Annotated in this window: 16 protein-coding genes; 10 read left to right on the forward strand and 6 right to left on the reverse strand. The window is 75.0% G+C overall.

What is annotated here, in order from left to right:
* Positions 1-18: 18 nt before the first annotated feature.
* Both H2O74_RS08980 and H2O74_RS08985 read left to right on the forward strand, forming a co-directional pair.
* Complete coding sequence (locus H2O74_RS08980; protein ID WP_182111275.1) at positions 19-1428, forward strand: MFS transporter; 1410 nt, start codon at positions 19-21, stop codon at positions 1426-1428.
* Positions 1429-1554: 126 nt separating this feature from the next.
* The gene (locus H2O74_RS08985) at positions 1555-2553 is read left to right on the forward strand and encodes an alpha/beta hydrolase (RefSeq protein WP_182111276.1); all 999 of its coding nucleotides are present in this window, start codon (positions 1555-1557) and stop codon (positions 2551-2553) included.
* A gap of 24 nt (positions 2554-2577) precedes the next feature.
* On the opposite strand, the gene H2O74_RS08990 is transcribed toward H2O74_RS08985, so the two are convergent.
* Positions 2578-3456, reverse strand: a complete 879-nt coding sequence (locus tag H2O74_RS08990) for a UbiA family prenyltransferase (RefSeq protein ID WP_182111277.1) — start codon at positions 3454-3456, stop codon at positions 2578-2580.
* A gap of 147 nt (positions 3457-3603) precedes the next feature.
* Here H2O74_RS08990 and H2O74_RS08995 point away from each other — a divergent pair, with 147 nt between their 5' ends.
* The 4 genes from H2O74_RS08995 (at position 3604) to H2O74_RS09010 (ending at position 7694) form a co-directional block, all read left to right on the forward strand.
* The gene (locus tag H2O74_RS08995; RefSeq protein WP_182111278.1) at positions 3604-4680 is read left to right on the forward strand and encodes a type III polyketide synthase; all 1077 of its coding nucleotides are present in this window, start codon (positions 3604-3606) and stop codon (positions 4678-4680) included.
* The gene (locus H2O74_RS09000) at positions 4677-5222 is read left to right on the forward strand and encodes an isoprenylcysteine carboxyl methyltransferase family protein (RefSeq protein WP_182111279.1); all 546 of its coding nucleotides are present in this window, start codon (positions 4677-4679) and stop codon (positions 5220-5222) included. The genes H2O74_RS08995 and H2O74_RS09000 overlap by 4 nt, the downstream gene beginning before the upstream one ends.
* The gene (locus H2O74_RS09005) at positions 5219-6238 is read left to right on the forward strand and encodes an NAD(P)/FAD-dependent oxidoreductase (protein ID WP_182111280.1); all 1020 of its coding nucleotides are present in this window, start codon (positions 5219-5221) and stop codon (positions 6236-6238) included. The genes H2O74_RS09000 and H2O74_RS09005 overlap by 4 nt, the downstream gene beginning before the upstream one ends.
* Positions 6239-6308: 70 nt before the next feature.
* Positions 6309-7694, forward strand: a complete 1386-nt coding sequence (locus H2O74_RS09010) for an APC family permease (RefSeq protein ID WP_182111281.1) — start codon at positions 6309-6311, stop codon at positions 7692-7694.
* 35 nt (positions 7695-7729) lie between these two features.
* Here H2O74_RS09010 and H2O74_RS09015 read toward each other — a convergent pair whose 3' ends face one another.
* Both H2O74_RS09015 and H2O74_RS09020 read right to left on the reverse strand, forming a co-directional pair.
* A complete protein-coding gene (locus H2O74_RS09015) occupies positions 7730-8806 on the reverse strand; it encodes an NAD-dependent epimerase/dehydratase family protein (protein WP_182111282.1) in 1077 nt (358 codons plus the stop codon).
* A 31-nt stretch (positions 8807-8837) separates the two neighbouring features.
* A complete protein-coding gene (locus H2O74_RS09020; protein ID WP_182111283.1) occupies positions 8838-9029 on the reverse strand; it encodes a hypothetical protein in 192 nt (63 codons plus the stop codon).
* Between the two features lie 156 nt (positions 9030-9185).
* Between H2O74_RS09020 and glgX the strand changes: the two genes are divergently transcribed.
* From glgX to treZ, 3 genes are all read left to right on the forward strand, one after another.
* Positions 9186-11300, forward strand: a complete 2115-nt coding sequence (glgX, locus tag H2O74_RS09025; protein ID WP_182111284.1) for a glycogen debranching protein GlgX — start codon at positions 9186-9188, stop codon at positions 11298-11300.
* Positions 11297-13819: a malto-oligosyltrehalose synthase gene (gene treY, locus H2O74_RS09030; protein WP_182111285.1), complete on the forward strand. Its 2523-nt coding sequence runs from the start codon at positions 11297-11299 to the stop codon at positions 13817-13819. Before glgX ends, treY begins: the two co-directional genes overlap by 4 nt.
* A 75-nt stretch (positions 13820-13894) precedes the next feature.
* Entirely contained in the window at positions 13895-15634 is a 1740-nt protein-coding gene (treZ, locus tag H2O74_RS09035) for a malto-oligosyltrehalose trehalohydrolase (RefSeq protein ID WP_182114175.1), read from the forward strand.
* Between the two features lie 71 nt (positions 15635-15705).
* On the opposite strand, the gene zapE is transcribed toward treZ, so the two are convergent.
* Both zapE and H2O74_RS09045 read right to left on the reverse strand, forming a co-directional pair.
* Positions 15706-16716: a cell division protein ZapE gene (zapE, locus tag H2O74_RS09040; protein WP_182111286.1), complete on the reverse strand. Its 1011-nt coding sequence runs from the start codon at positions 16714-16716 to the stop codon at positions 15706-15708.
* A gap of 68 nt (positions 16717-16784) precedes the next feature.
* Positions 16785-17537, reverse strand: a complete 753-nt coding sequence (locus H2O74_RS09045) for an SDR family NAD(P)-dependent oxidoreductase (protein WP_182111287.1) — start codon at positions 17535-17537, stop codon at positions 16785-16787.
* A 36-nt stretch (positions 17538-17573) separates the two neighbouring features.
* Between H2O74_RS09045 and H2O74_RS09050 the strand changes: the two genes are divergently transcribed.
* Positions 17574-18059: a hypothetical protein gene (locus tag H2O74_RS09050; RefSeq protein ID WP_182111288.1), complete on the forward strand. Its 486-nt coding sequence runs from the start codon at positions 17574-17576 to the stop codon at positions 18057-18059.
* 25 nt (positions 18060-18084) lie between these two features.
* Here the strand turns inward: H2O74_RS09050 and H2O74_RS09055 are convergent, their stop codons facing one another.
* Positions 18085-18810, reverse strand: a complete 726-nt coding sequence (locus H2O74_RS09055; protein ID WP_182111289.1) for a VOC family protein — start codon at positions 18808-18810, stop codon at positions 18085-18087.
* Positions 18811-18825 lie beyond the last annotated feature (15 nt).

Here is an 18825-nt window from a genome sequence, read left to right on the forward strand (position 1 = left end):
TGACCGTACGATGCGCGCATGACTGACGCCGACGTCGATCTTGCCGCTCCCGTGGACGCACGGCACCGGCGCCGACGCGTCGTCGCGTGGGCGCTGTGGGACTGGGGGTCGGCGGCGTTCAACGCGGTCATCACCACCTTCGTCTTCACGCGGTGGCTCACCAGCTCGAGCTTCGTCGACCCCGCCGTGGTCGCCGCCGCCGAGCTGGACCCGGACGGGGCGGCGGGCACCGCCCTGGACCGGGTGCTGGCCGAGCACAGCACCTGGCTCGGGTGGGGCCTGACCGCCGGCGGCCTCGCGATCGCGCTGCTCGCCCCCGTGCTGGGCGCCCGCGCGGACGACACCGGTCGGCGCAAGCTCCTCCTGGGCGTCTACACCGCCGTCACCGTCGCGATCAGCGCCGCGATGTTCTTCGTCACGCCCGACCCGACGAACCTCCAGCAGAACCTGCTGCTCGGGATCTTCCTGCTCGCCGTCGGCAACATCTTCTTCGAGCTGGCCTCGGTCAACTACAACGCGACGCTGGCGCAGGTCTCGACCCCGCGCGACGTCGGGCGCGTGAGCGGCATCGGGTGGGGCGCGGGCTACCTGGGCGGCATCGTGCTGCTGCTCATCCTCTTCGTCGGCTTCATCAACCCGGAGACCGGCTGGTTCGGCGTGACCGGCGAGGACGGCCTGAACATCCGGGCGGCCGTGCTCGTCTCCGCCCTCTGGTTCGCCGCGTTCGCGGTGCCCGTGCTCGTCGCGGTGCCCGAGGTGCCGCGCAGCGCGGGGCGCGCGCGGCTCGGCATCCTCGGGTCCTACCGCCAGCTCTTCGCCGACGTGCGCGCCCTGTGGCGCGACCGGCGGCAGACGCTGTGGTTCCTGCTCGCGAGCGCGGTGTACCGGGACGGGCTCGCGGGGGTCTTCACGTTCGGGGCCGTCATCGCGTCCGGGACGTTCGGGTTCACGGCCGACGGCGTCATCGTGTTCGCGATCGCGGCGAACGTCGTGGCAGGGCTCGCGACGATCGCGGCCGGGTGGCTCGACGACCGCGTCGGACCGAAGGCGATCATCACGACCTCGCTCGTCGGGCTGCTCGTCGCCGGGACGGCCGTCTTCCTCCTGCACGACGCCGGCCAGACCGCGTTCTGGGTCTTCGGGCTGCTGCTGTGCCTCTTCGTCGGCCCCGCGCAGTCCGCGAGCCGCACGCTGCTCGCGCGTCTCATCCCGGCCGGCCGCGAGAGCGAGATCTTCGGGCTGTACGCGACGACGGGGCGCGCGGCGAGCTTCCTCGCCCCGCTCGGCTTCTCGACCTTCATCGCGCTGTCGGGCTCGCAGCACTGGGGCGTCCTCGGGATCATGGTGGTCCTCGCGATCGGCCTGGCGCTGCTGCTCCCGGTCAAGGCGGGCCGTCCCCGGGACCGGGTCCTCCTGCCCGCCGCCTGACCCCGACCGCAGCACCCCGCGACGGGCGCGCCCGTCCGGCCCACACTGGAGGCCTCCGCCGCGGCCCCGGACCGGCGCGGCCGAGGAGGCGCTGGTGCAGGGGTCGCGGTCGGGCGGAGGTGGGTCATGCGCTCCTGGGTGCCGGACGTGCTGGGGGCGGGCTTCAGCGCGACGACGCTCGAGCTCGGCACGGGGCCGGACGCGGCGGTCGCGACGCTGGTCCGCCACCGGCCCGACCCGCTGCCGGAGGGGTTCGGCGAGCGGCCCGCGGTGCTGTACGTGCACGGCTTCAACGACTACTTCTTCCAGCGCCACCTGGCCGAGCGCGCCCACGCCGAGGGGTACGCGTTCTACGCGCTGGACCTGCGCCACGCCGGTCGCTCGCTGCGCGAGGGGCAGGTCCCGCACTACGTCACCGACCTCGCCGAGCACGCGCCCGAGCTCACGCGGGCGGCGCGCGTGGTCCGCCACGACGAGGGGCACCCGCGGCTCGTGGTGATGGCGCACTCCACGGGCGGGCTGATCGCGAGCCTGTGGGCGCACGGCCTGCGCCGTGTCGGCGCCATCGACGCGCTGGTCCTCAACAGCCCGTGGTTCGACCTGAACGCGCGCTGGTTCCGGCGCGTCGTGGAGAGCCGCGTGCTCGACGTCGTCGGTCCGCTCGACCCGCTGCGCGTGGTGGCGGGCGGGACGTCCGCGTACTCCTACCACCTGCACGTCAGCCACGGCGGGCGCTGGGACTACGACCTCGCGCTCAAGCCGCCCGAGGGCTTCCCCGTGCGGGCCGGGTGGCTGCGCGCCGTCCGCCGGGGGCACGCGCGGCTCGCGCGTGGGCTGCGGATCCCCGTGCCCGTCCTCGTGGCGACGTCGGCGGAGTCGGGGCCCAACCGGCTCGACAACCCCGATCTGGACCGCCAGGACACCGTGCTGGACGTCGCCCAGATCGCGCTGCGGGCACCGCTGCTCGGCCCCGACGTCACGCTGGTGAGGATCGAGGGCGGCGTCCACGACCTCGTGCTGTCGGCGCCCGGGCCGCGCGAGGACTACCTCGCGACGGTGTTCTCGTGGCTGCCCGCGGCGCTGGACCGGCCGCGCACCCTCACCCCGGACGCGGCGACCGTCTGAGCGGAGCCCGCGGCTCGAGGCCTCTCAGTCGACGACGGCGCGGCCCCCGGACGCGGTGAGCAGCACGGCGCACAGCGCCGCGACGACCATGGTGAGCCGGAAGGGCAGGCGGCTGGCGGGCCGGCCGAGCGCCAGGGCCCCGGCGCACAGCGCCAGGACCGTCGCCGCCGCGGCCGCGGGCAGCGCGAGCGCGGCACGCTCCTGCGGACCGAGCACCACGACGAGCACCGCGCCGACGAGCAGGCTCGGGGCCAGGACGCCCGAGGCCGTCCGGCCGAGGCGGTGCGGCAGGCCGCGGACGCCCGTGGCGGCGTCGGCCTCGAGGTCCGGGAGCACGTTGGCGACGTGCGCCCCCGCGCCCAGCAGCGCACCCGTGGCGATCACCCACCAGGCCGCCTGGCGGCCCTGGGCCAGGACGAGGAAGAGGGGCAGCAGGGCGAAGGAGACGGTGTAGGGCAGGAACGACGCGACGGTGCGCTTGAGCGGCGCGTTGTACGCCCACCCGCTCGCGACCGCGGCGACGTGCACGAACCCGGCGACCGCCCCGGTGGCGAGGGACAGCCCCACGCACGCCGCGGCGGCGAGCAGCGCACCGGTCCGCAGCGCGGGCGCGCTCACCAGGCCCGCCACGACGGGCTTGTCCCTGCGGCCGACCGCCAGGTCGCGCCCGGCGTCGAGCCAGTCGTTGGACCACCCGATGCTGAGCTGGCCGGCGAGGACCGCCGCGGTCGCGAGCAGCGCGGTCGGCACGGGCGCCCCGGCGCCCAGCGCGAAGGTCAGGGAGATGGCCGTCACGACGACGGTGGGCCCCGGGTGGCACGCGCGGACCAGGCCCTCGAGCCGGCGGCCGAGCGTCGCCCGCCCGAGCCGCGCGGGCACGGCCCCGGCACCCTGCGCGGTCATCGACCCTCCCGGCGGACGTGCGGCGCGGACCTCGCGACGCTAGCGCGGCGCACCGTCGCGCGCGCGAGCACCGGGTCGTCACGACGGCTGCGACCGGATGTGACGCGTCCCCGGGCCGGATATGACCGGGCGTGACACGATTCCGCCATGTCGCGCGTTCTGGCTGTCGCCCCGGTGCTCCCCGGACAGTCGTACCCCCAGGAAGAGATCACGGCCGCCATCGGGCCGCTGCTCGCCGGCCCCGACCGGCTGTCCCGTCTGGAGTCGCTGCACCGCGCCTCCCAGGTGCGCTCACGGCACTTCGTCCTCCCGCTGGAGGAGTACGCCGGGCTGACGTCGTTCGGGACCGCGAACGACCACTTCATCCGGATCGGCACCGACCTCGCCGTCGAGGCGTCCGCCGCGGCGCTCGCGAGCGCCGGCCTGCGAGCGCAGGACGTCGACGTCGTGGTGTTCACGTCGGTCACGGGCATCGGCGCGCCGTCCCTGGACGCCCTGTTCGCGCCGCGCCTCGGTCTGCGGCCGGACGTGCGCCGCGTGCCGTCGTTCGGGTGGGGCTGCGCCGGCGGCGCGGCAGGGCTCGGCACCGTGCACGAGCTCCTGCTGGGCCGCCCGCAGGGCGTCGCGCTCCTGGTCTGCGTCGAGCTCTGCTCGCTGACGATGCAGCACGGCGACGACTCGATGGCGAACCTCGTGGCGAGCGGTCTGTTCGGCGACGGCGCCGCGGCGGTGGTGGTCGTCGGCGACGAGCACCCGGCCGCGCGCACCGCCCCGGCCTCGGCGCCCGAGCTCGTCGGGTCCCGCAGCCGGATCGTCAGCGGGACCCAGGGCCAGCTCGGGTGGTCGATCGGCGGCAGCGGCTTCCGGATCGTCCTCGCCGCCGGCCTGCCCGACCTCCTCGCCGCCACGCTGCCCGACGACGTCGGCGCCCTGCTCGAGGGGCACGACCTCAAGGTCCGCGACGTCGCGGCGTGGGTCGTGCACCCGGGCGGGCCGCGCATCCTCGACGTGGTCCGCGACGCGCTGGACCTCGACGAGGCCGCGCTGGCCGTCTCGCGCCGGTGCCTGGCCGAGAACGGGAACCTCTCCTCTGCTTCCGTCCTGCACGTCCTGGCGGGCACCATGGAGGCCCCACCACCGCCGGGGGGCGTCGGCGTCCTCATGGCGTTCGGCCCCGGGGTCGGTGCCGAGCACGTCCTGCTGCGCTGGCCGGAGGCCTCATGAGACTGCTGTTCGATCTCGTCGTCGCGGTGACTGCCCTGGAGCGGCTCGCCGAGCTCGTCGTGTCCACCCGCAACGCCCGCTGGTCCTTCGCGCGTGGGGGGGTGGAGACCGGCAAGGGGCACTTCCCGCCCATGGTGGCGCTGCACACCGGCCTGCTCGCGGCGTGCGTGGTCGAGGTGCACGCGTTCGACCGCCCGTTCATCCCCGTGCTCGGGTGGACGGCGCTCGCCGCCGTGGTGGCCAGCCAGGCGCTGCGCTGGTGGTGCATCGGCACGCTCGGGCCGCAGTGGAACACCCGGGTGATCGTCGTGCCGGGCCTCCCGCTCGTGAACCGCGGTCCCTACCGGTTCCTGCGCCACCCCAACTACCTCGTGGTGGTGGCCGAGGGCATCGCCCTGCCGCTCGTGCACACGGCCTGGGTCACGGCGCTCGCGTTCACGGTGCTCAACGCGGTCCTGCTGCTCGGCTTCCGCATCCCGGCGGAGGAGCGCGCGCTGGCGGCCCTGCCCCAGCCGGCGGAGGCGCGGCCGGTCGCACCGTGACCCCGGCGACCGACGTCCTGGTCGTCGGCGGCGGACCCGTCGGCCTGGCGGCGGCGATCGAGGCCCGGCTCGCCGGGTACGACGTCGTCGTGCTCGAGCCCCGCGAGGGCGACATCGACAAGGCGTGCGGCGAGGGCCTCATGCCGGGCACGCTGCGCGCGCTCACGCGCCTGGGCGTCGACCCGGGCGGTCACGTCATCGCGGGCATCAGCTACCGGGCCCCCGCGCGGCACGTCGACCACCGGTTCCGCTCCGGTCCCGGCCGCGGCGTGCGGCGCACGACCCTGCACGCCGCGCTCCGCGAGCGCGCGGCGGGCCTCGGGATCGACGTGCGCCACGCCCGCGTGACGGCGCTCGAGCAGGACGAGGACGCCGTCCGCGCCGCGGGCGTCACGGCCCGCTGGCTCCTGGCCTGCGACGGGCTGCACTCGACGGTCCGCCGGCTCGTCGGGCTCGAGGTGCCCGGCCGCGGCCGGCGCCGGTACGGGCTGCGCCGGCACTTCCGGCTCGCGCCCTGGACCGACCTGGTCGAGGTGCACTGGTCCCGCACCGCCGAGGCGTACGTGACGCCGGTCGCCGACGACCTCGTCGGGATCGCGCTGCTCGGGCCCCAGGGCATGTCCTTCGAGGCCGCCCTCGCCGGGTTCCCGGAGCTGAGTGCCCGCCTGGCCGCGGCGCCGGCGGCCGGCTCGGTCCGCGGCGCCGGGCCGCTGCGCCAGCAGGCCGCCCGGCGCGCGGCGGGCCGGGTGCGGCTCGTCGGGGACGCGTCCGGCTACGTGGACGCGCTCACGGGCGAGGGCCTGCGGGTGGGGCTCGCGCAGGCCCGGGCCGCGGTGCTCACGCTCGAGGACCCCGGCGCGTACGAGCGCGCCTGGTCGGACGCGACCCGGGACTACCGCGTGCTCACGGGCGGGCTCGTGGCCTGGGCGACGTCGCCGCTGCGGCCCGGGATCGTGCCCGTGTCGGCCGGCATCCCGGCACTGTTCGGCGCGCTCGTGGAGCGCATCGCGCGCTGAGCCGGCGGCGTGGCACCACGGCGCGCCCTCTCGCCGCGCGCGCGGGCGCGTCCGTGCCGATACTCCGGGGATGTCCTCGAACGAACCAGCCGCCACGAGCGCCCCGGGCGAGAACCCGACCAGGCTCCGTCGCGCGGTCACCGGTCCCCTGCTGTACCTGTTCATCCTGGGCGACGTGCTCGGGGCGGGCATCTACGCCCTCGTCGGCGAGATGGCCGGCGTCGCGGGCGGGGCCGTGTGGCTCGCGTTCGCGCTCGCTCTGCTCATGGCGCTGCTCACGGCGTGCTCCTACGCCGAGCTGGTCACGAAGTACCCGCGCGCGGGCGGCTCCGCCGTCTTCGCGGAGCGCGCCTTCCGGCACCCCCTGGTGGCCTTCCTCGTCGGGTTCTCGATGCTGTCCGCGGGTGTCGTCAGCGCGGCCGGGCTCGCCCTCGCGTTCGCCGGCGACTACCTCGGCGCCTTCGTGGACGTCCCCGTGCCGGTGACCGCGATCGTCTTCCTCGTGCTGGTCGCGCTGCTCAACGCGCGCGGCATCAAGGAGTCGCTCGGCGCCAACGTCGCCATGACGCTGATCGAGACGGCCGGCCTGGTGCTGGTCATCGTGGTCGGCGCGATCGTCCTGGGCCGTGGTGACGGCGCCGGCGTCGGGCCTCTGGAGGTGCCCGAGGGCACCACGGCGGGCGCGGCCGTGCTGGGCAGCGCGCTCATCGCGTTCTACTCCTTCGTCGGCTTCGAGACGTCGGCCAACCTGGCCGAGGAGGTCCGCGACGTCAGCCGCGTCTACCCGCGAGCCCTGTTCTGGTCGATGGTGACCGCCGGGGTGGTGTACCTCGCCGTGGGCTACGTCGCACCGGCGGTCGTCGCGCCGCAGACGCTGTCGGAGTCGTCCGGACCGCTGCTCGAGGTGGTCGAGGCGTTCGGCGGGATCCCGCCGCAGCTCTTCGCCGTCGTGGCGCTCATCGCCGTCGCCAACGGCGCGCTGCTGACGATGATCATGGCCAGCCGGCTCGCCTACGGCATGGCGGACCGCGGGCTGCTGCCGCGCGTCCTCGGCCGCGTGCTGCCGGGCCGCCGGACGCCGTGGGTCGCCATCGCTGTCACGACGCTCGTCGCCATCGTGCTCGCGCTCACCGGCGAGCTCGTGGACCTGGCCGCCACGGTGGTCCTGCTGCTCCTCGTGGTCTTCCTCAGCACGAACGTCGCGGTGCTGGTCCTGCGCCGCGAGACGGTCGAGCACGACCACTTCCGCGCGCCCACCGTGATCCCGTACCTGGCGATCGCGAGCTGCCTCGTCCTGCTCACCCAGCAGGAGCCGCAGCACTTCCTGCTCGCCGGCATCCTGCTCGGCGCCGGCGCGCTGCTGCACCTCGCGACCGGTGGCGCGGGCGGGGCACGGCGTCGGCGCGCCGAGGTCGAGTCGGAGGAGGGCGCCGCCGCGGACGGCGGGCACCACTGAGGCGTCGGGCCCGGGCTCGGCCCAGGGCGCACGCCTCAGCGCTCGGCGGCCTGTCCCCCGAGCAGGGACCGCCTGGCCCGTGACCGGGGCCGCAGGGGCGGGCTCGCTGTCCCCGACCCGTGCGCCAGGCCGTCGACCAGATCGGCGAGCGCCTCCTGAGCGGTCCATGTGGGTCGCCAGCCGAGCACCGTCCGTGCGCGCTGCGTCGACATCAGGGCGATCCCGGCGGCGAGGTCGACCCAGCCCGGGCTGACGTGCACGCCGTGCGCGTACCAGGCGCCCTGCACGGCGGCGCGCACGGAGGCGACGGGCACCTCGACGTACCGGCCGTGGCCGAGGACCTGCGCGAACTCGGCCGCGCCGAGGACGTCGTCGGCGGCGACGTTGAAGGCGCCCGCCTGCTGGTCGAGCAGGATGGCGCGGAAGGCCTGCGCGAGGTCGTCGGCGTGCACCGCCTGCATGCGCACGCCGCGCGGCCACGGCAGGACGGGCAGCCGCCCGAGCCGCAGCGCCGCGGCCGGCGCCGCGGGCCCGAGGAAGTACCGCTCGATCCCGGCGGCGGCACGCCGCTGGAAGACGAGCCCGGGCCGCACGCGAGCGATCCGCAGCCACGGGTGGAGCACCTCGGCCTCGTCGAGGAGCCGCTCCACCGCGACCTTGTCGACGCTGTAGGAGCTGCTGCGGACCTCCTGCGTCGCCCAGTCCTCGGTGCGCGGCACGTCGTCGTGGACGGGCGCGTACGCGCCGACCGAGGAGGCGACGACCAGGTGGGGCACGCCGGCGCGGGCGACCGCCTCGATGACGCGCGCGGTGCCGTCGACGTTCGTCGCGCGCAGCACGTCGCGCCGGTGGCTGGGCTGCATCGCCCAGGCCAGGTGCACGACGGCGTCGGCGCCCGCCATCGCGTCCGCGAGCGCCGCCACGACCGGCTCGTCCGGGCCGGCCGCCAGGTCGGTCCCGACCCACCGGGCGACGTCGTAGGGGGCGGGCGGCGTCGTGGTCGGCACGCGGCGCGCGATGCCGACGACCGAGTCGACGGCCTCCTCGCGCCGCAGGGTGCGCAGCAGCGCGGTGCCGATGTTGCCGCTGGCACCGACGACGACGACCCTCATGCCCGCCACCCCCCGGCGTCGAGGCGCTGCGTCAGAGCTCGTCCCCGGACTCGACCTCGCGCGGGTTGAGCATGTCCGGGTCGGCGTCCGGGTCGCCCTGCGTTGTGCTCTCGGCGCCCGACGCCTGCGACCCCTGACGGGGCTCGAGGCTCTCCGGGTCCGCGTCCTGGTCCCGGGCGGGGTCGTAGCCGGCGGCGTTCTCCTGAGGTGTCTGCTCGCTCATGGGGCCACGGTCGCACCGGGTCGCCCGGCCCGCACGCCGAGCGGCGCGGGGGCGCCGCGGTGCGGCGCGGCGTGGACGACGTGTCCTGCGCCACTGCCCCGTCTCGCGCGCTCGCTTCGGAGCGCGCGTGTCCCACCCTGCTGGCAGTCTTGCGCCATGCAGATCTGGCCCGGCAAGCCCTATCCCCTCGGCGCGACCTTCGACGGCACCGGCACCAACTTCGCCCTCTTCTCGGAGGTGGCCGAGCGGATCGAGCTGTGCCTCTTCGACGACGACGGCACGGAGACCCGGATCGAGCTCCCCGAGGTCGACGCGTTCGTCTGGCATGCCTACCTCCCCACCATCCAGCCCGGTCAGCGCTACGGCTACCGGGTGCACGGCCCGTACGAGCCGGAGAAGGGCCTGCGCTGCAACCCCTCGAAGCTCCTGCTGGACCCGTACGCGAAGGCGATCGACGGGCAGATCGACGGCGACCAGGCGCTCTTCTCCTACGACTTCGGCGACCCGGACTCCCTGAACACGCAGGACTCCGCCGCCCACACCATGAAGTCCGTGGTCATCAACCCGTTCTTCGACTGGGGCCACGACCGGCCGCCGCTGCGCGACTACCACGAGACGGTGATCTACGAGGGCCACGTCAAGGGCCTGACGATGCAGCACCCCGGCATCCCGGAGGAGCTGCGCGGCACGTACGCGGGCATGGCGCACCCGGCGATCATCGAGCACCTGGTCGCCCTCGGGGTCACCGCGATCGAGCTCATGCCCGTGCACCAGTTCGTCAACGACCCCACGCTCCAGGACAAGGGCCTGTCGAACTACTGGGGCTACAACACGATCGGCTTCTTCGCGCCGCACAACGGCTACGCCTCCTCGCCCGTGCCGGGCCAGCAGGTGCAGGAGTTCAAGCAGATGGTCAAGGCGCTGCACGAGGCGGGCATCGAGGTGATCCTCGACGTCGTCTACAACCACACCGCCGAGGGCAACCACCTGGGCCCCACGCTGTGCTTCCGCGGCATCGACAACGGCGCCTACTACCGGCTGGTCGACACGGACCCGGCGCACTACTACGACACGACGGGCACGGGGAACTCGCTGCTCATGCGGCACCCCCACGTCCTGCAGCTGCTCATGGACTCGCTGCGCTACTGGGTCAACGAGATGCACGTCGACGGGTTCCGGTTCGACCTGGCGAGCACGCTGGCCCGTCAGTTCCACGAGGTCGACCGGCTCTCGGCGTTCTTCGACCTCGTGCAGCAGGACCCGGTCATCAGCCAGGTCAAGCTCATCGCCGAGCCCTGGGACGTCGGCGACGGCGGCTACCAGGTCGGCGGGTTCCCCCCGCTGTGGTCGGAGTGGAACGGCAAGTACCGCGACACGGTGCGCGACTTCTGGCGCGGTGAGCCCTCCACGCTCGCCGAGTTCGCCAGCCGCCTGTCGGGCTCCTCGGACCTCTACGAGCAGACGGGCCGCAAGCCGATCGCGTCGATCAACTTCGTCACGGCCCACGACGGCTTCACGCTGCACGACCTGGTCTCGTACAACGAGAAGCACAACGAGGCCAACGGCGAGGACAACAAGGACGGCGAGGGCCACAACCGCTCCTGGAACTGCGGCGTCGAGGGTCCGACGGACGACGCGGACGTCCTGGAGCTGCGCTGGCGCCAGCAGCGCAACTTCCTGACCACGCTGCTGCTCTCCCAGGGCGTGCCGATGATCTCCCACGGCGACGAGATCGGCCGCACCCAGGGCGGCAACAACAACGGGTACTGCCAGGACAACGAGATCACCTGGATGGACTGGGACCTCGACGAGCGGGCCAAGACGCACCTGGAGTTCACGCGCGCCCTCGTGCACCTGCGCCGCGACCACCCGGTGCTGCGCCGCCGCCGGTTCTTCTCCGGCAACCCGCACCACGGGGGCGAGTCCGACCTCGGCGACATCGCCTGGCTGTCCACCGACGGCGAGCACATGTCGGAGCAGGACTGGAACAACGGGTTCGCGCGCGCCGTGATGGTGTTCCTCAACGGCGAGGCGATCGTCGAGCCCGACCCGCGCGGCGAGCCGGTGGTCGACGACAGCTTCCTGGTCCTCTACAACGCCGCGCCCGAGCCGGTGACGTTCACGCTGCCCCCGGCGGAGTACGGCACCGTCTGGACCTGCGTCCTGGACACCGACCACACGCTCGAGACGGGCGCCGAGGTCAAGGCGGGCGCGGCGGTCGAGATCACGGGACGGAGCACCCTCGTGCTGACCCGGCGGGTGGGCGAGTGAGCCCCGAGCCGGCCACGGAGCGGCAGGGTCCGGCGCGACGGCGGCCGCGCGAGGGTCGGCCGGTCCCCGTCTCGACCTACCGGCTGCAGCTCAACGCGGACCTCACGCTCGACGACGCCGCGCGCCAGGTCCCGTACCTGGCACGGCTCGGCGTCACGCACGTGTACCTGTCCCCTCTGCTCAGCGCGGCACCCGGCTCGACGCACGGCTACGACGTCGTCGACCACGACGAGATCTCGCCCGTGCTCGGCGGGCGCGAGGCGCTGGACCGCCTGGCCGCGACGGCGCGCGAGCACGGCCTCGGGCTCGTGGTGGACATCGTGCCCAACCACATGGCGGTGCCCACCCCGGTGTGGCACAACCACGCCCTGTGGTCGGTGCTCGCGGACGGGCCCGAGTCCCCGTACGCCTCGTGGTTCGACGTCGACTGGTCCGCGGGCGAGGGCGCGCTGCTCATGCCCGTCCTGGGCCGGCGCATCGGCGCGGTGCTCGCGGACGGAGAGCTCACGCTCGACGAGATCGAGGTGCCGGGCCTGGAGGGCCCCCGCACCGTCCTGCGCTACTACGACCACGTCTTCCCCGTGCGGCCGGGTACCGAGAGCCTGCCGATGGCGGAGCTGGTCGACCGCCAGCACTACCGGCTGGCGTACTGGAAGGTCGCCGACGAGGAGCTCAACTACCGCCGGTTCTTCGACGTCGGCACGCTGGCCGCGGTCCGCGTCGAGGTCCCCGAGGTTTTCGACCGCACGCACGCGGTCGTGACCGGCCTGGTGCGCGACGGCGTCGTCGACGGCCTGCGCATCGACCACCCCGACGGCCTGGCGGACCCGCACGGCTACCTCGAGCGGCTCGCCACGGCGACCGACGGCGCCTGGGTGGCCGTCGAGAAGATCCTCGCGCCCACCGAGGAGCTGCCCGAGGACTGGGCGAGCGTCGGCACCACGGGGTACGACGCCATGTGGCGCGTCCACGCGACGTTCGTCGACCCCGGCGGCGGCGGCGAGCTCGGGGCCGTGATGCACCGCCTCACCGGCGACACCACCGACGCCCTGCCGCGCATGATCGAGGAAGCCAAGCGGCAGATCGTCGCCGGGCCCCTGTACGCGGAGGTCCACCGCCTGGCGGACCTCGCCGCCGACATCTGCCGCGACGACGTGCGCCTGCGCGACCACACCTGGCGCTCGCTGCACGAGTGCCTCGTCGAGCTCGTGGTCGCGTGCGACAGGTACCGCTACTACGTGCGCCCCGGCGAGCCCGTGCACCCCGACGTGCAGGAGGCGTTCGCCGAGTGCGTCGCGCTCGCCCGCACCCGGCTCGACGAGGACCGCCTCGAGACGCTCGACCTCCTCGCCGAGATGCTCCTGGGCCGCGAGATCGGCTCCGCCGGGCGCACGCGGGAGGCGCGCCGCGACGAGCTCGTGGTGCGGTTCCAGCAGACCTGCGGCGCCGTGATGGCCAAGGGCGTGGAGGACACGGCGTTCTACCGCTGGACCCAGCTGCTCTCGCTGGCCGAGGTCGGCGGCGCACCCGAGCGGTTCGCCATCAGCCCGGAGGAGCTGCACGCGTGGGCGGCCCGGGCGCAGGCGCACGCCCCCGTGGCGATGACCGGCCTGTCCACCCACGACACCAAGCGCAGCGAGGACGTCCGGGCCCGGCTCGGCGTGCTGTCCGAGCTGCCGGTCGAGTGGTCGCAGCACGTCGACCACCTGCGGTCGCTGACCGGCGAGACGCGGCCCGTGCTGCTCGACGGCCGCACCGAGAACATCCTGTGGCAGACCCTGGCCGGGACGTGGGACGGCGGGCCGATCGCCGAGGACCGCCTCCTGGGGTACCTCACCAAGGCGATCCGCGAGGCGAAGTCGCACACGTCCTGGACCGCCCCCGACGAGCCGTACGAGGAGGCCGTCCTCGGGTTCGCCCGCCACCTGCTCACGGCGCCGGAGGTCCTCGGGGCCTACGAGGACTGGGCCCGACGCGCGGCGCCGGGGATCCGGGCCGCGACGCTCGGGATGAAGCTGGTCCAGCTCACCCTGCCGGGGGTGGCCGACGTCTACCAGGGCACGGAGGTCTCCGCCGTGGCGCTCGTGGACCCGGACAACCGGCGCCCGGTCGACGTCGCCGGGCTCGAGCGCATGCTCGAGCGGCTCGAGACCGAGCCGCCGCGCACGCTCGACGAGGAGAAGCTCGTGGTCACGTCGCGCGCGCTGCGGGTGCGGCGCGAGCGCCCCGGGTGCTTCGTCGGGCCCGAGGCGGGCTACGCGCCCCTGCCCGCGTCGACGGGCAACGCCTTCGCGTTCGCCCGGACCGAGGCCGGCGTGCCGGCGGCGATCACCGTCGCGACGCGCCTCGCCCTCTCGCTCGAGCGCCTCGGCGGCTGGGGCGCGCACACCGTCGCCATCCCCGAGTGGCGGTGGACCGACGTCCTGACCGGCCGGACCATCGACGGCGGCGTCGTCCCGCTCGAGCTGCTGCTCGAGCACCTTCCGGTGGCCCTCCTCGTGCCCGCCGGGCAGGCTTGAGGGGTGAGCGAGCAGACCCCCGTCCCCGCCCGGTACCCCGCCCTGGCTGAGGCGAGCGCCGCGGCAGACGGCGGCATCACGCCGCGCGTCTGGGCGCCCGACGTCGAGCTGGCCGAGATCGAGCTGCCCGGCCGTGACGGCAAGCGCCACGCGATGCTGCCCGAGCCGGGCGGCTGGTGGCGCTCGCCCGTCAGCCTGGGCCACGGCACGGACTACGCGTTCGTCCTCGACGGCGACGACCCGCGGCCCGACCCGCGCAGCGCCTGGCAGCCGGCGGGCGTGCACGGCCCGAGCCGGACCTTCGACACGTCGGCGCACGCGTGGCGCGACGGCGCCTGGGCGGGCCGCGACGTCCGCGGTGCCGTGGTCTACGAGCTGCACCTGGGGACGTTCACGCCCGAGGGCACGCTGGACGCCGCCGTCGGGCGGCTGGACCACCTGGTGGCGCTGGGCGTCGACGTCGTCGAGCTCATGCCGGTCGCCGCGTTCCCCGGCGTGCACGGCTGGGGGTACGACGGCGTCGCGCTGTACGCCGTGCACGAGCCGTACGGCGGGCCGGCGGCGCTGCAGCGCTTCGTGGACGCCGCGCACCAGCGCGGGCTCGCGGTGTGCCTCGACGTGGTCTACAACCACCTCGGCCCGTCCGGGAACTACCTGCACGCCTACGGCCCGTACTTCACGGACCGGCACGAGACCCCGTGGGGCCAGGCGGTCAACCTCGACGGCGACGGGTCGGCGGAGGTCCGCCGTTTCGTCATCGACAACGCGCTGCGCTGGCTGCGCGACTTCCGGATCGACGCGCTGCGCCTGGACGCGGTCCACGCGCTCGTCGACGACTCCCCCCGCCACCTGCTGGCCGAGCTCGCGGACGAGGTCGCCGCGCTCGCCGAGGAGGTGGGCCGCCCGCTCTCGCTCGTCGCCGAGTCCGACCTCAACGACGCGACCATGGTGACGCCGACCGCACAGGGCGGGCTCGGGATGACGGCCCAGTGGGCGGACGACGTCCACCACGCGCTGCACGCCTACCTCACGGGCGACCGTCACGGGTACTACGTGGACTTCGGCTCCCCCGAGGCGCTCCAGAAGGTCCTCACGCGCGTCTTCCTGCACGACGGCACGCACTCCACCTTCCGCGGCAGGGACTGGGGCGCGCCCGTCCCGCCCGGCACGGACGGTCACCGCTTCGTGGTCTTCAGCCAGGACCACGACCAGGTCGGCAACCGGGCGCTGGGCGACCGGCCGTCGGAGCACCTGGACGACGCCGGACTCGCGGCGGCCGCCGCGCTCGTCCTGCTCTCGCCCTTCACGCCCATGCTCTTCATGGGCGAGGAGTGGGGCGCGCGCACCCGGTGGCAGTTCTTCACCGACCACGAGGAGCCCGAGCTGGTGGAGGCCATCCGCCAGGGTCGCCGCTCGGAGTTCGCCGGGCACGGCTGGGAGGAGATCTACGGCGGCGACGTCGAGGTCCCGGACCCGCAGGCGCCGACGACCGTGGCGGACAGCCGGCTGGACTGGTCCGAGGCGGCGCAGCCGGGCAACGCCGCGCTGCTGCGCTGGTACACCGACCTCATCGCGATCCGGCGCTCGGTGCCGGAGATCGCGTCCGGCGACCTGGCCGAGACCTGCGCGGACTTCGGCGAGGGCTGGTTCGCCCTCCACCGCGGCCGGGTGAGCGTCGTGGCGTCGGTCAGCGACGAGGGCGCCGCCGTGCCGCTCACCGGCGCGCTGCTCGCCTCCTTCGGCGAGGTGCACCGCGGCGACGGGACCCTCACGCTGGACGGCCGCGGGGTCGCCGTCGTGCACCGCCGCGCCTGACCCGGCGGGCGGCGCGCCACGGACGCGAGGGTCCGGCCGCCCCGTACGGCATGTCGGGCGCGCCCCGGCCGTCAGCGCGCGACGCGCCCCCGGCCGTCCTGCGCGAGGGCGCCGAGGCGGGACAGGGCGCGCAGGTACTTCTTGCGGTAACCACCGCGGAGCATCGCGTCGTCGAACAGCACGGGATCGGCGTCGCCCCCGAGCAGCACGGGGACGTCGCCCTCGTAGAGCCGGTCGACGAGCGAGACCAGCCGCAGCGCGTCGGCCTGGTCCCGCGCCCGGCCGACCCCCGTGAGCCCGACGGTCGCCACGCCCTCCACGAGCGCGCCGTAGCGGCTCGGGTGCACGGTGCGCAGGTGCGCCAGCAGGGCGCCGAAGTCGTCGCACGTCGCCCCCGGCGTGCCGGACGTCACCTGCCGCACGACGTCGTCGTCGAGCGCCTCGAGGCGGTGACCGCCACCGCGGTGGCGGTAGTCCGGTCCGTCGATGCGCAGCACCTCGAACCGGTCGGACATCGCCTGGATCTCGCGCAGGAAGTCCTCGGCCGCGAACCTGCCCTCGCCGAGCTGCTCGGGCAGCGTGTTCGACGTGGCCGCCAACCCGACGCCGGCGTCGGACAGCTCCCGCAGCAGGCGCGACATGAGCAGGGTGTCGCCCGGGTCGTCGAGCTCGAACTCGTCGATGCAGACGAGCCGGCGCGTCGAGAGGGCCGCGACCGTCGGCGCGAAGCCGAGCGCCCCGACCAGGTGGGTGTACTCCACGAAGCTGCCGAACGCCGCGTCCGGTGTGCGGTGGGCGAGCGCCGCGAGCAGGTGGGTCTTGCCGACGCCGAAGCCGCCGTCGAGGTACACGGCCGGCGGGGCCGGGGGTCGGCGCAGCCACCCCCGCCGGGAGGGTCGCCCGAGCCGCTCCGCGACCTGGACCAGCCGCTCGCGCGCGGCCGACTGGCTCGGGTGGGCGGGGTCGGGCAGGTAGGAGTCGAAGGACGCGTCCGCGAAGTGCCGGGGCGGCGTCAGCTGGGCCAGCAGCTCGTCCGCCGCGACCTCCGGGCGGCGACCCACGAGGCTCGCCGCTGGACTCACGCCGCCACCCTAGTTCCCCACCGGGCGCACGTGCCCGGGTGACGCGTTGTCGTCCCAGGCGACGCCCGTCACCGCGCGTCCGGGGCGGGGAGCGCCACCACCGGTGGGGAGGACGCGTCCGCGAGGACGCCGAGCACCGCCGCGGCGACGCGGTCGCCGCTGATCTCGGCCACCGGGTCGAGGTTGCGGTCGTCGCCGGCCACGGCGGCGAGGACGTCGACCTCGTGGACGCGGACCCGCGGTCCCGCGCCCGCCGCCAGCTCGGCCCGCAGCACGTCGAAGAGCATCCGCTGCCCCGCGCCGGCCACGCTCACGGGGCCCGACAGGGCCATCGGCACGCGCGCGGCAGCACCGTTGAGCGCGACGTAGACGGGGTCGCGGCGCGCGCCCGCGGCGCCGACCAGCGGCACCAGCGCCCGCGCCGCGAGGAAGTGCGCGGTGAGGTTGTCGTCGAGCACCTGGCGCCACACGAGCGGCTCGAGGCCGACCAGCGGCGTGCCGATCCACCAGCCGCCGAGGGCCGCGACCACCGCGTCGGCCGTCCAGCCGTGCGCGGCGAGCGCCGCGGGGACCTCGTGGGGGTCGGCCCAGTCGCGCACCGTCACGCGCACGAGGCGATCGTGGCGGGGCAGCCCTCGCCCGACGGCGCCGGGCGGGCGTCGCGTCGGGACGACGACGCGCGCCCCGGCGTCCAGGGCGGCCCGCACCACGTGACCACCGACGACGCCGGTGCCGCCCGCGACGAGCACGACGCGGTCCGCGACGGGCCCGCCCGGCACCGGCGCGGGCCCCTGGTCGGCCGTGCGCCGGGATGCGTCCACGGCGCCCAGACTAGGTCCGGCGGCTACGCTGCCGACGTGAGCGAGACCATCCTCCTCCTCAGCGAGGACTCCCTGACCACCGCCGACGTCGAGCACATCACCGCGCTGCACACCGGCGAGGACGTCCGGTACCACGTGCTGGTGCCCGCCGACACGGAGCGCAACCTCCTCGTGTCGCTGGTCGACCACCTGAGCATGGGCGAGCTCCGCGAGGCGCTGGACGACGTCCTGGGTCGCGAGCCGTCGCCGGTCCGTGCGCGCGCGACGGCCGAGGACCAGCTCGCCGCGAGCGTCGCGGCACTGGTGGCGGCCGGGGTGCGCGCCGACGGCGTCGTCGTGGCCGACGACCCGCTGCCGGCGCTGCGCGCCGCGGTCAAGGACGCGACCGTGCGCGAGGTCGTGGTCGTCACCCAGCCGCACGCGCTCGAGGACACGTTCCACACCGACTGGGCCTCGCGGGCCCGCGAGGAGCTGCACGTCCCGGTGCTGCACCTCTACAGCGGCACGAGCCAGCTCGGCTGAGACGCCCGCCGCCCGGCGTGGTACGTCACCTGGGGGTCGGGGAGGCACCGAGGTGGAACTCGTTGCCGCCGGGGTCGGCGAGCACCACCGCGCCGTCGTCCGTGGCCAGGCGCAGCGCGCCGAGCGCGACCAGTCGCTCGGTCTCCTGGCTGAGGTCCCCGGCGGTCAGGGCGAGCTCGAGCCGTAGCCGGTCCCGCGGGCTCTCCCCCGGCACGGCCGGCGCGTCCCACACGTCCCACGAGATCTTGGTGCCACCCTCGGGGGACTGGATCGCGGTCTGCTGGTCGTGGTCCCACACCAGGGGCCAGCCCAGCGCCGCCGCCCAGAAGAACCCGACGTCCCGGGTGCCGTCGCACGTGAGCTCACCGAGCGGGCCGCAGCCGGCGAGGTAGGCGTTCCCCGGCTCGATCACGCAGAACTCGTTGCCCTCGGGATCGGCCAGCACCACGTGCCCCTCCTCGGGTCGCTGCCCGACATCGAGGTGGTGGGCGCCGAGCCGGAGTGCGCTCTCGACGACCTGCCGCTGATCGGCTGCGCTCGTGCTGGTGAGGTGCAGGTGCCTCCGGTTCCGGCCGACCTCGTGAGCCTGCTGCGGTACGAACCGCAGGCCGAGCTGCGTCCGCGACCCGGGGAGCAGTACGCCACCTCCGGCGTCGTCGAGCGCGTCCCGTGCGAGCATCGCGGCCCAGAAGTGCGCCAGGCGCCCGGGGGCGTACGCGTCGAACGCGAGGGCCGTCAGTCGGCAGGGCATGGTCCGACGGTACGA

Origin of the sequence: Actinotalea sp. JY-7876, from assembly GCF_014042015.1 — a bacterium.
Classification (GTDB): domain Bacteria; phylum Actinomycetota; class Actinomycetes; order Actinomycetales; family Cellulomonadaceae; genus Actinotalea.